Origin of the sequence: Candidatus Berkiella aquae (genome assembly GCF_001431295.2) — a bacterium.
Taxonomy (GTDB): Bacteria; Pseudomonadota; Gammaproteobacteria; order Berkiellales; family Berkiellaceae; genus Berkiella; species Berkiella aquae.
Genome location: NZ_LKAJ02000001.1, coordinates 717,990 through 730,912 on the forward strand (window position 1 = coordinate 717,990; position 12,923 = coordinate 730,912).

At 41.6% G+C, this 12,923-nt stretch carries 10 protein-coding genes; 5 read left to right on the plus strand and 5 right to left on the minus strand.

Going from position 1 to position 12,923, the window contains the following annotated elements; all coding sequences use genetic code 11:
- Positions 1-22: 22 nt before the first annotated feature.
- The 3 genes from HT99x_RS03475 to HT99x_RS03485 all read right to left on the minus strand — a co-directional run bounded on the left by HT99x_RS03475 (position 23) and on the right by HT99x_RS03485 (position 4,701).
- Entirely contained in the window at positions 23-3,172 is a 3,150-nt protein-coding gene (locus HT99x_RS03475; protein ID WP_075065655.1) for a multidrug efflux RND transporter permease subunit, read from the minus strand.
- A gap of 6 nt (positions 3,173-3,178) precedes the next feature.
- A complete protein-coding gene (locus HT99x_RS03480; RefSeq protein ID WP_075065654.1) occupies positions 3,179-4,342 on the minus strand; it encodes an efflux RND transporter periplasmic adaptor subunit in 1,164 nt (387 codons plus the stop codon).
- A gap of 89 nt (positions 4,343-4,431) precedes the next feature.
- Entirely contained in the window at positions 4,432-4,701 is a 270-nt protein-coding gene (locus HT99x_RS03485; protein ID WP_075065653.1) for a YhbY family RNA-binding protein, read from the minus strand.
- A gap of 74 nt (positions 4,702-4,775) precedes the next feature.
- Here HT99x_RS03485 and HT99x_RS03490 point away from each other — a divergent pair, with 74 nt between their 5' ends.
- The 5 genes from HT99x_RS03490 to HT99x_RS03510 all read left to right on the plus strand — a co-directional run bounded on the left by HT99x_RS03490 (position 4,776) and on the right by HT99x_RS03510 (position 9,985).
- Positions 4,776-5,405, plus strand: a complete 630-nt coding sequence (locus HT99x_RS03490) for an SAM-dependent methyltransferase (protein ID WP_075065652.1) — start codon at positions 4,776-4,778, stop codon at positions 5,403-5,405.
- Between the two features lie 151 nt (positions 5,406-5,556).
- A complete protein-coding gene (gene ftsH / locus HT99x_RS03495) occupies positions 5,557-7,500 on the plus strand; it encodes an ATP-dependent zinc metalloprotease FtsH (protein ID WP_075065651.1) in 1,944 nt (647 codons plus the stop codon).
- Between the two features lie 52 nt (positions 7,501-7,552).
- On the plus strand, positions 7,553-8,359 hold the full coding sequence (folP, locus tag HT99x_RS03500; RefSeq protein ID WP_075065650.1) for a dihydropteroate synthase: 807 nt from the start codon (positions 7,553-7,555) through the stop codon (positions 8,357-8,359).
- Positions 8,343-9,695, plus strand: coding sequence for a phosphoglucosamine mutase (gene glmM / locus HT99x_RS03505; RefSeq protein WP_075065649.1), 1,353 nt, complete (start codon positions 8,343-8,345; stop codon positions 9,693-9,695). Before folP ends, glmM begins: the two co-directional genes overlap by 17 nt.
- Complete coding sequence (locus tag HT99x_RS03510; protein ID WP_075065648.1) at positions 9,695-9,985, plus strand: hypothetical protein; 291 nt, start codon at positions 9,695-9,697, stop codon at positions 9,983-9,985. The genes glmM and HT99x_RS03510 overlap by 1 nt, the downstream gene beginning before the upstream one ends.
- An 11-nt stretch (positions 9,986-9,996) precedes the next feature.
- Here the strand turns inward: HT99x_RS03510 and HT99x_RS03515 are convergent, their stop codons facing one another.
- Together HT99x_RS03515 and HT99x_RS03520 are read right to left on the minus strand one after the other, a co-directional pair.
- Positions 9,997-10,317, minus strand: a complete 321-nt coding sequence (locus tag HT99x_RS03515; RefSeq protein ID WP_075065647.1) for a hypothetical protein — start codon at positions 10,315-10,317, stop codon at positions 9,997-9,999.
- A 540-nt stretch (positions 10,318-10,857) separates the two neighbouring features.
- Positions 10,858-12,906, minus strand: coding sequence for a fused MFS/spermidine synthase (locus HT99x_RS03520; RefSeq protein ID WP_075065646.1), 2,049 nt, complete (start codon positions 12,904-12,906; stop codon positions 10,858-10,860).
- Positions 12,907-12,923: the final 17 nt, after the last annotated feature.

Consider the following 12,923-nt stretch of genomic DNA (forward strand, 5'->3'; position numbering starts at 1 on the left):
GAGACAAGACTCGACCTCTATCTCATGGTTTGGTTTTTTTAGTACATTTACATACCGCGTATCGCACCATCACATAAAACACGGGTGTTAAAAACAGACCAAAGAAAGTGACGCCTAACATACCGCTAAAAACGGCCGTTCCTAAAGCTTGGCGCATTTCCGCGCCAGCCCCAACGGCGAGTGTTAAAGGGAGTACTCCAAAGATAAAGGCGAATGATGTCATCAGAATGGGGCGGATACGTAAGCGGCAAGCTTCCACTACCGCATCGATAATCCCTTTACCCTGGACCTCTTGTTGTCTAGCAAATTCCACAATTAAAATCGCATTTTTAGCCGAAAGACCGACGAGTACGACTAAACCAATTTGGGTCAGAATATTATTATCCATGCCACGCAAATTGATCCCCGTTAAAGCACATAATACGCACATGGGTACAATCAAAATAATTGCTAGCGGTAAACTCCAACTTTCGTATTGTGCAGCGAGTAAAAGAAAAACAAATACCACCGACAACACAAAGAATATAACCGCATTACCACTGGCAATTTTTTGTTGATACGCAAGTTCTGTCCATGCAAATCCTGTTCCTTGTGGTAAATTTTCTCTTGCTAGCTTTTCCATTTCATCTAATGCTTGACCAGAGCTGTAACCCGGGGCAGCATTACCGTTAATCGGGATGGAAATATACATATTGTAACGTTGCACCAAATCGGCGCTGGTGATATCTCTTATTTTAATCAGATTACCCAGTGGAACCAATGCCCCATTAGCGCTACGCGTCTTTAAGCGAGTAATGTGCTCAGGCTGCAAACGAAAGGGCATGTCGGCTTGGGCGGTGACTTGGTAAGCACGGCCAAAAATATTAAAGTCATTAACATACGACGAGCCTAAGTATACCTGCAAGGTTTGAAAAATATTACTAATCGGCACATTGAGCATCCGAGCTTTGGCTCGGTCAATATCTAAAAACACTTGTGGGGTGTTGGCCGTGAAGGTTGTGTAAATACCGGTTAACTCTTTGTCTTTTCTGGCTTCATCAACCAGTAAATTGGTAGAACTTAATAAACTGCGAAACCCATTGCCTGAGGTATCTTGGATTTGCATCCGAAAACCCCCCGAGTTACCAAGACCCCGAACAGAAGGTGGAGGAACAACCATAATAAAGGCATCATCAATGACACTGAGTCTTTGTTGTAAGCTCGCAATGAGATTGGGTGCTTGCAGATTGTGTTTGGCACGCTCACGGTAAGAATCAAAACGGGTAAAAATGGCTGCTTGATTCGAAGCATTAGTAAAAGTCGCACCTGAGAAGCCGGCAAAGGCAATCGCGTGAATGATGCCAGGTGTTTCCATAATAATTTGGCTTGCTTTTTTCACCACTTGATCAGTGCGCCCCAATGCAGCACCATCGGGTAACTGGATAACAGTAATCGCATAGCCTTGATCTAAGGAGGGGATAAATCCGGTAGGAACATGTTTTGCCATAAAAAGGGTCAATGCAATTAAACCGGCATACACGACTAATACTAATGATGAACGTCTCACCACACCGCGTACGACTTTTGCGTAACCTTCACTCATGTTGTCGAAATAATAATTAAATTTTTCGGCAAATTTATCGGTTACCCGATGAAATAAATTTCGTTGATGAACCGCTTCTTTGTCATGCGGTTTTAATAATAAGGCACCTAAGGCAGGGCTTAGGGTTAATGAATTAAATGCAGATAAAATCGTTGCGGTTGCAATGGTCAAGGCAAATTGTTTATAAAATTGTCCTGAGATCCCAGGGATAAAGGCGGTGGGAATAAAAACGGCACTTAAGACCAAGGCGATGGCTACCAATGCCGTACCCACCTCATCCATGGTCTTATGAGCGGCTTCTTTAGGTGTTTCACCATTGGCGATATGCCGTTCAATGTTTTCTACCACCACAATCGCATCATCGACCACAATACCAATTGCAAGCACTAAGCCAAATAAGGTTAAAGTATTGATCGAAAAGCCAAAGGCTGACATCACGGCAAACGTACCAATTAAGGATACAGGGATAGCAGCAATTGGAATAATGGCAGTACGCCACGATTGTAAAAAGATTAATACAACCAGTACCACCAACGCGGTTGCTTCAAGCAAAGTATGAATAACCGCAGTAACCGATTCGGAAATAAATTCAGTCGGATTATACACAACGGTATAATCTATGCCTTTAGGAAAATCTTTTTTAAGCTCATCCATCGCCGTTTGAATATCTTTAGCGGCTTGTAGTGCATTGGTGCCTGGACGTTGGAAAATCGCGATTGCCACCGCAGGCTTATTATCCATATAACTATTGGTGCCATATTCTTTAGCACCTAATTCAACTCTGGCGACATCTTTTAAACGAGCGATTTTGCCATCGGTGGTCGATTTAACAATGATATTTTCGAATTGTTCAACATTTTCAAAACGACCTTGCGTGCTCACCACGTATTGAAAGGCATTGCTACCGTCAGTCGGTGGGTTGCCGAGCGTGCCACCTGAAACTTGCACATTTTGCTCTCTTAAAGAATCGACGACTTCATTAGCGGTTAAAGAATAAGTCGCCAGTTTATCGGGATCAAACCAGGCGCGTAAGCTATATTCTCTGGCACCAAAAATGGTAATGTCACCAACCCCGTCCAATCTTGCAAGCACATCTTTGATTTTCAAAATGGCATAGTTACTAATATAGAGTTGATCGTAAGTATTATCGGGTGATAATAAATGCACTACCATCATTAAGTCGGGTGAGCTTTTACGCGTGGTGACACCCAATCTTCTGACTTCTTCAGGCAGTTTGGCTGTAGCAATCGCAACGCGATTTTGCACCAAAACTTGTGCCACATTCAAATCGGTTCCTAATTTGAAGGTAATGGTGAGTGACATGTTGCCATCACTGGTTGATTGAGATGACATATAAAGCATGTCTTCAACGCCGTTAATTTCTTGTTCAAGCGGTGTTGCGACAGTGGCAGAAATGGTTTCAGCATTGGCACCGGGATAAGAAGCACGTACCACAATCGTGGGTGGAACAATATCAGGATATTGCGCCACTGGTAATACATAAAATGAAACAATACCAATTAAAATCGTGATAATCGAAACAACGGTTGCAAATATAGGTCTGTCAATAAAGAAGTGTGGAAACTTCATGGTAAATTATCCCTTATCCGTGGGTGATTTTACTTGAACTTTCGCACCATCTCTCACGCGTTGTAATCCCTTGATAATGACAGATTCATCTCCTTTGAGTCCTTCACGAATGACCCGCATGCCATCAACAATAGGACCAAGAACCACAGAGCGTTTACTGACGGTTCCTTCTTTATCAACGATATAAACAAATTTAATGGCCTGATCGGTCATAATCGCTTCATCATTTAATAGCACCGCTTCATAAGAACGGCTGCCAGGAATGCGTATACGACCAAATAAACCGGGTAATAAAATATAATTTTTATTCTCAAAGACAGCGCGTCCACGTAAGGTGCCTGTGTTTTGATCGATACGATTATCTGAAAAATCCATATAGCCCTTACGCGTAAATTCTTTTTCATCCATTAAGGCGACATAGACAGGCGTTTTGCGTTCAGGATCGTTTGCCTTAATACCCAGATTTTGTAACTTAACGTATTTCAGATAATTTTGTTCATCCACATCGAAATAAAAATAAATCGGGTCGAGACTGACTAGCGATGCTAAAAGGGTGCCATTGGCATTACCACCGGTGATAAGGTTTCCTTCGCTGATTTGCTTGTTGCTTATTTTGCCCGTGATAGGTGCTCTAACTTGCGTAAATTCTAAATCAAGACGAGCGCGCTCTGCGGCAGCTTTAGCGGCATTCACATCGGCAATGGTTTGTTCTTGTTGTTGTCTTTTTTCATCAAAGTTCCCTTGTGAAACGCTACCGGATTTGACGAGATTAGAACTGCGTTTAAATTCATTGGCGGCATAATCTGCTTTGGTTTGGGCTGCAACAATGGCCGCTTCCGCTTCATTTAATGCCGCTTGATAGGGGCGAGGATCGATCACAAAAAGCAAATCATCCTTTTGAACAATGGCGCCATCGGTAAAATGTACGGATTCTAAGTAACCGCCGACTCTTGCGCGTAGATCGATTAAATCAACGGCTTGGAAGCGTCCGATGTATTCATCCCATTCCGTGATTTCTTTTACAACGGGAGGTGAAACGGTAACAACAGGTAAAGGAGGGGCGGGTGGGGCACTGGTTTTGCTTTTAAAGTAAATGAAACCACCGATGGCTAGCAAAAAGACAATAGCTATCGTTATAAAAATCGCACGACCGCGATAAGGGGTTGTCATTGGATAGTAGCCCTATGATTTATGGAATAAAGTTATTCCATTAAATTATAGATGCTAATGAAGTTGGATATAAAAGCAGTTGGTTAACTTTAATCAGTGTTCTTGCGATAAATAACCAAAATATGACCAATTTGTTGAACCAAGGCACTTTCATGCTGGCTAACGATTTCATCAATCATCGCTTGGCGTTCTTCACGAGTTGTTGCATTCACACGAATTTTGACAAGTTCATGAGCTAACAAGGCAGCGTGAATTTCGTGATGCACTTTTTCTGTTAATCCTTTACCGCCAATAATAACGATAGGACGTAAACTGTGCGCTTTGGTGGCAAGTGTTTTGAGAAAGGGGCGACTTAACATTTATTTAATCTTTCTTTTACTTTAGAATGCAGAACAACTTAAAGCATTCTAACCGAGTCAATGGTCTTTGTAAAATGGCACGTACTAAACACGGCAAATCCTGGATAGATAGACATCTGAGCGATCCTTATGTCAAAAAAGCGCAACAAATGGGCTATCGTTCGCGTGCCACTTTTAAGCTATTAGAACTACAAGAAAACGATAAATTATTTCGTCCTGGGATGAAAATTGTCGATTTGGGAGCAGCACCGGGCGGTTGGTCTCAAGTACTCACCAAAATGGTAGGAGCCAAAGGGAAGCTGGTGGCCTTAGATATCCTGGAAATGGAACCCATCAATGGCGTCACCATTTTACAAGGGGATTTCACCGAACAAAGCACGCTGGAAGCTTTAGAGGCGTTGGTTGAAAAGCAAACGATAGATTGGGTTGTATCGGATATGTCACCCAATATCAGCGGCATTATTGACGTCGATCAGCCTCGTGTCATGGAATTAGCCGAGCTTGCTTGGGAATTTGCTCGTGACCATCTCAAGCCCGATGGCGGCCTCCTATTTAAAATCTTTCAAGGCGAAGGTTTTGATCAATTCATTCGAATCATTCGTAAGCATTTTAAGCAAGTTAACATTCGAAAACCCGCGGCATCACGATCTGCATCTCGAGAGCTGTATGTCTTGGCACGAGGCTACTATAATAATAGTATGTAACAAGTTTTCTCATAACAATTTTTTGTTGTATATTTAACTTAACTGGATTCGTGCTAATCTGTGCATTAAAATCAAAAAATGAGAAACGTTGGCAAATTCGTGATGCGTCACGCATTCCACCGATAATGGAAGGGGTTTCTGCTTGAATGACATGGTAAAAAACTTAGTACTGTGGCTGATTATTGCTGTCATCTTGATGTCAGTATTCAGCAACTTTGGGCCACGACATGCACAGGTCACAAAAATCCCTTATTCACAATTTGTTGACCAAGTGAAGCAAGGCGATGTGAAGTCTGTCACTATCGATAATCGCACGGTTCGTGGGGCAACGCGTAACGATGATAATTTTGTTACCTATATGCCTCTGCAAGACGATTATATCCTGCCTGAACTGATTAAAAACAAAGTGGTTGTGAATGGTAAAGCACCTGAACAACAAAGTTTATTAATGAGCATTTTCATCAGCTGGTTCCCGATCATTTTATTTATCGGGGTCTGGATGTACTTTATGCGTCAAATGCAAGGTGGCGGTGGCCGCGGCGCAATGACCTTCGGTAAAAGCCGAGCCAGATTGCTGGGTGAAGATCAGGTTAAAGTCACTTTTGCCGATGTGGCAGGGGTTGATGAAGCCAAAGAAGAAGTTAAAGAACTCGTTGAATTCTTAAAAGATCCTGAAAAATTCCAACGCCTAGGTGGACGTATTCCTCGAGGTGTTTTAATGGTAGGACAACCTGGTACCGGTAAAACATTACTGGCTAAAGCGATTGCCGGTGAAGCAAAAGCACCCTTTTTCACTATCTCAGGTTCTGATTTCGTTGAAATGTTTGTCGGTGTGGGCGCTTCCCGTGTGCGCGATATGTTCGATCAAGCGAAGAAGCATGCGCCTTGCATTATCTTCATCGATGAAATTGATGCGGTAGGTCGTCATCGTGGTGCAGGCTTAGGTGGCGGTCATGATGAGCGTGAACAAACATTAAACCAATTACTGGTTGAGATGGATGGATTTGAAGGCAATGAAGGTGTGATTGTCATTGCTGCAACCAACCGTCCAGACGTACTCGATAAAGCATTATTACGCCCAGGTCGTTTTGATCGCCAAGTGGTGGTTGGATTACCTGATGTTCGAGGCCGTGAACAAATTTTGAAAGTACATATGCGTAAAGTACCTATTTCAGATAACGTTGAGCCTAGAGTGATTGCCAGAGGTACGCCCGGCTTTTCAGGTGCTGATTTGGCAAACTTAGTCAATGAAGCGGCATTATCTGCAGCTAGATTCAACAAGCGTCTAGTTGATATGGAAGAAATGGAACGTGCTAAAGATAAAATTATCATGGGCGTTGAACGTCATAGCATGGTGATGAATGCGCAAGAACGTCGCTTAACCGCTTATCATGAAGCAGGTCACGCGATTGTTGGTTTAACCGTGCCAGAGCATGATCCTGTTTACAAAGTGACCATTATTCCTCGCGCTCAAGCGCTTGGCGTTACCATGTTTTTACCGGAAGAAGATCGCTATAGCTATTCCAAAAAGCGTTTAGAAGGTCAAATCACCAGTCTCTTTGGTGGTCGAATTGCCGAAGAACTTATTTTTGGTGCAGATAGCGTTACCACAGGGGCTTCTAATGATATTAAGCGTGCAACCGAAATTGCGCGTAACATGGTCACCAAGTGGGGATTATCAGAGCGTTTAGGGCCTTTAACTTATAATGAAGATGAAGGCGAAGTTTTCTTAGGTCATAGCATGAACACGCGTAAAGAAGTGGCGAGCACAACCGCCAGCGTGATTGATGAAGAAATTCGTAAAATCATTGATAGAAACTATGAACGTGCAAAAGAAATCTTGGTTGAGAAACAAGCTATTTTGCATAGCATGGCAGAAGCTTTGATCAAATATGAAACGATTGATGTAGGACAACTGGAAGATTTAATGGCTGGGCGCCCACCTCGTGAACCACGAGATTGGACCACCAGTGGTTCTTCTTCTGAACCACCGTCAGCGACACCCGTGACGAATGATACAGCGGCTTCTAAAGATGAATCTTCGACAACGGAAAAGCGCAATCTAGATGATAGTGACACCGCGAAGTCACACTAGGTTGATGTTGTTGTTGTAAGGAGCTGTTAGATTGTTTTCTTTTCCGCAAATCATGGGCATCGTCAATGTGACCCCCGATTCATTTTATGATGGGGGTCGTTATCGTGCGCAGTCCACTGCTTTTGAACATGCACTACAACTCATTCGAGAAGGCGCGGATATTATCGATATCGGCGGCGAGTCAACCAGACCAGGAGCCTTGCCAGTCAGTATCCAAGAAGAATGCGATCGTGTCTTGCCGTTGTTAGAAAAACTGATTCAAGAAACGGCGATGCCAATTTCAGTTGATACCCGTCATGCCGTTGTGATGCAAGAAGCTATTCGCTTAGGTGCATCAATCATTAACGATGTCGCAGCATTAACGCAAGAGAATGCATTAGAAGTGGTGAGCAAACATCCGGTTAAGGTGTGCTTAATGCACATGCAGGGTTTGCCAGAAACGATGCAGCAAAAACCTCATTATGAAAATATCTTAGAAGAGATCAACGCTTTTTTTGTCGAGCGACTCCAAGCTTGTGAACAAGCTGGCTTATCGCGTCAACGTATTTGGCTTGATCCCGGTTTTGGTTTTGGTAAAACCTTAGAACACAATTTAATGTTACTGGGCAATTTGTCTTTTTTTCAGACCTTAGGTTGCCCATTATTGGTTGGTCTTTCACGAAAAAGTATGTTTGGAGCCCTATTAAATAGAGCGCCAGAACAACGATTACCTGCAAGCTTAAGTGCTGCGCTCATTGCTTCATTACAAGGTGTTGCTTGTATTCGTACGCATGATGTTGCAGCAACGCGTGATGCACTTTCGGTGATGAAAGCAGTCCAACCCCATTGCAAGGAGACTTTAAGTGTCAGAACAGCGTAAATATTTTGGTACCGATGGCATTCGTGGCCGTACCGGTGTTCCCCCCATCACCGCAGAATTTGCTTTAAAATTGGGTTGGGCGGTTGGTCAAGTATTAGCGCAAGATGGTAAAGGGACTGTCTTAATTGGTAAAGACACACGCATTTCAGGTTATATGTTGGCTGCTGCATTAGAAGCAGGATTAATTGCCTCAGGTCTTGATGTGTATTTATTGGGACCGATGCCAACGCCAGGGATTGCTTATCTAACGCGTTCCTTGGGCGCACAAGTGGGCGTCGTCGTGAGTGCTTCGCATAATCCTTATTATGATAACGGCATTAAATTTTTCAGTGCGGAAGGAAAAAAGTTACCTGATTCCATTGAAAGTAAAATCGAAAGCTTTTTAGAAAAAGAAATGACCACTGTGTCTGCGCAACAAATTGGTCGAGCGAAAATTCGCAGCGATGCAGCTGCGCGTTATATCGAATTTTGTAAAAGTACTTTTTTAAAGAAATATGATTTAAAAGGTATCAAATTAGTTCTGGATTGCGCTAATGGTGCAACCTATCACATTGCTCCGCATATTTTTACCGAGTTAGGGGCAAAGGTCATTACTATTAATCATCAACCTGATGGTTTTAATATCAATGAAGAATGTGGTTCAACCGCACCCGAATCGTTACAAAAAGCTGTTATTGAGAATAAAGCAGAATTAGGGATTGCCTTTGATGGTGATGGCGACCGCGTGATTTTTGTCGATCATAAAGGCGAAGTGGTCGATGGCGATGAACTCTTATATATCATTGCCCGTGGCTATGCAGTGAGAGGCGAATTAAATGGGGGCGTTGTTGGAACTCAGATGAGTAATCTGGGGCTAGAAAATGCCTTGGCTGAACTGAGCATTCCTTTTATCCGAACGAAAGTAGGTGATCGCTATGTGATGGACGCTTTAATGCAACAAGGTTGGTGTTTAGGCGGTGAGGGTTCAGGTCACATTATTTGCTTAAATAAAACCACAACCGGTGATGGCATTATTTCTGCTTTACAAGTGTTGGGGCAAATTTGTCAAAGTGAACAATCTTTGCATGAATTGAAAAAGGGCATGGTTAAATGTGCTCAAGTCCTATTGAATGTCCCTGTACAAAGTGGTCAGCAAGTAGTGCAAAATGAACGTGTTCAAGAAGCATGCAATAAAGCCCAAAAAGCCCTGGCATCAGAAGGCCGTATTTTATTACGCCCTTCCGGTACAGAGCCATTGGTGCGAGTGATGGTGGAAGGTGAAGACCGGGAACGTATTGAACGAGTTGCTCAAGAAATAGCGGCTATTGTTTCTGAAGTTGCCAAAGAAACCACCTAATGTTAGACGCAGATTTGTTAAAACGAATTGATGTTTTGATTCAAGATCTGGATCCAGAAGTTTTTATGACGGATGAAGAAAAGCAGCAGGCAGCAAGAGAACGTTTAGCCGTTAACATCAATGCTGCACCGATGTGTTGCCCAGCCTATTTATGGGCAGGTACCTATGCGACTAAAGCAATGCCACCACCACCAGAGCTTGTGCGTGCCATTGAGCAAGCTCAAGCTCAAAAATCAAAAGAACCGGCCTTTAAAAAGCCACTCCCTAGAAAGCCAAAACCTTCCTCCTGAATTCGCAACGATTATGGTTTGCGTTTAGTGGCTCTTGGGGATTGCAGGGGAGTTCTTTCTTTAAGTTCTTCCAATATTTTTTGAAAAGTTGGAGACGTCAAAATTTTTTTTTCTGTTAATTCTTCAAAACTTGCTCCGACATACATTGGTACATCGACTTCCTTTACGATTGCTAGATATTCTTCATTCGTTAGCGTAATAGAGTCGCCTGGGCCGCCATATATCATAAGTGCGTGAGGTATCTCGTCTTTTTTGTAGTGAATTATCGTGCAGAGTGTGTCAGTTGATTGCTTTTTATCATTTTGCTTATGTCTTCTAAAACAAGCTAGCATGAGGTGTCTCCTTATTTTGGAACTCAGTATAAGTCACGCTTTATCGTAATCAATCATTCCGTTTAAAAAATTGTGTGGGTCAATTGTAGAAAGGGCAAGCAAGAAGGGGATGCTGCAAACTTATTAGTTAATAAACTAGATATTTTTTGGGCCGATTATAGCGCTTAATCGGCTCATGTTTTGCTTTGATCTTGAGCCAATTACGGTGTATAGGGAAGTTGCTAATCTCCCTTTTACAAAGGGAGATTAGTTGTTGCTTCGCAAGTGCTGTTCATTAGAGTTCTTGAAGAAAGATACAATTATATAGTTTGTAAATTAAGATAAAATCCCTCTGCGCTACGCGCGTCTCCCTTTTACAAAGGGAGATTAACTGTTGGTGCAAACCCGGTGCATAGGTAACACGTTAAATTATATACTTTGAGCCGAATACGGTGTATTCATCTTGCAAGGAGGTTGCGAAGCAACCAAAAATCTCCCTTTGTAAAAGGGAGACGCGCGTAGCGCAGAGGGATTTTTAAAACATGTCATTTATTTCTAGTATTATTTTATTCGCAATATTGGCAAAATACTATTCTCATCATCAGTCCATAACAGCGGTTTAACCGTGTTGTGTGGGCTGATGGTAAACCCTCGTTGTCGATGTAACCAATCGGCAAAGCCTGGATTGCATGAAATCATAGCCCAAGTTGAATAAACAATATTGGGTAAAAAGTTGGCTTGGCTCTCAATCCAAAAATGTCTACAGTTCAAATGGTGAGCTAATGCAGAAGTAATTGGCATCAAATTGATAAAACTATTCGAAGTATGAAAAACGATAATACCTTGTGGTTTAAGTAATTCAGAATAAAGTATCATGGCTTCTTTTGTGATGAGATGAAAGGGGATTGCATCACCATTGAAAGCATCAATGATAATAATGTCGTATTGCGGGCGAGGCACAGCTTGAGAAGCTTTAGCCATTTGAATTCTAGCATCGCCTAATACTACAGCGCTCTTAGCAGGTGATTTGCTTAAAAAATGAAAATGCTGACGAGCAATCTTTGCAATGTCTGGGTCGATTTCATAAAAAGTGATTTCATCTTTGGGATTGGTCAGTGAGGCAATCGCCCCGGTTCCTAACCCGACAACCGCTATTTGTAATGGTTCATCAAGCGTTTGACTCAAATATTGAATTGCTAATCCCGCACCGGAATTAGGGCCATAATAGGTGGTTGGCCATAATTGTTTTTCAGGTTCTAAATATTCTAAGCCATGCATTACCGTGCCATGCAGTAACATTCGATAAGGAAAACCCGATTCGGTTTGCATATCATAGACGCGTAATAATCCATATAAATTGCGATGTTGCAGAATCAGTTTTTTATCTTTGGGGAAAGTATCAGCCCAAATAACCAGCAAGAATACAATCAGTGTGATTAAGCAAAAAATGCTAATCACTAGAACTTTGATTTTTTTGTTTTGTTGATACAAATGGCAGCTAATAACAATGATAATCAAGTTAATAATGATGAGTGGCAGATATAAGTTCCACCAATTATCTAATAACAAAGAAAGACCATTTGCGAACAACCCGCCCAAGACACTTCCTAAGGCAATGTAAAGATAAAACAAGGTGAGATTTTTTTGTGCAGGTTTGGCTCTAACGAGTTCACCATGACAAATGATACAAGCGCTATAGAATAAACCCAGTAAAAAAATAACAATTTGTATGCCATTTAAAGTTAAAAGATAAATATTTTTTAAAATGAGTAGAATAAATACCGCAAAAATGGGGACCCAAAATTCTCGTTCATAGCCTTTAGGGGTAGCAAAGGTCGTGATAAATGAGATTAAATAAACAGCGAGCGGTAAAATCCATATTAAAGGTACATTGATTACATTTTGTGTTAAAAATTGCGTTGTCGATAGTAAAAGCGCGCTGGTTAAAAAAGCCAATATAAGCCACTTTGCCAATAGCGTAAAAGAAGTTGAAATAGGTTGTTCTGTTTCCAGACGTGGCTTCGTGTTAGAGGAACGTAATTGGTATAAACACAATGCACATAAAATGGCATAAAATATATAAATAACCGAACATAACAAGGATTGCTTTTGAGTACCAATAAAAGGCTCTAAAAGGAGTGGGTATCCTAATAATCCGAGCAAGGAGCCTGCATTGGAAATGGAATAATAAAAATAAGGATAAGGTGTTTGTTTGAGTGTGCAATACCAATGTTGCAATAAAGGGCTTGAAGCAGATAAAACCATAAAGGGAAGTAAAATACTGGAGGTTAAAATGCTTAATACGCTCAAAGGTGGCCAAATAGACTCAACAGATAGGTGAGGTTCTAAATGGATAGGAATAAAATAAAAAGAGATCAATATGACAATAAAATGGATGATGGCTTGATTTTTTTCTGTAAAGAATTTAGTTAATAAATAGGCATAAAAATAACCCAATAATAATGCTACTTGGAAAAATAGCAAACTGGTTATCCATACAAATGATGAGCCACCAAATTGCGGGACTATATATTTAGCAAGCACTGGTTGTACAAAAAATAAAAGAAAAGCACTGAGGAAGATGGCGACACTAAATAGCCATTGCAGCATTGATATCGCCGTTGCTT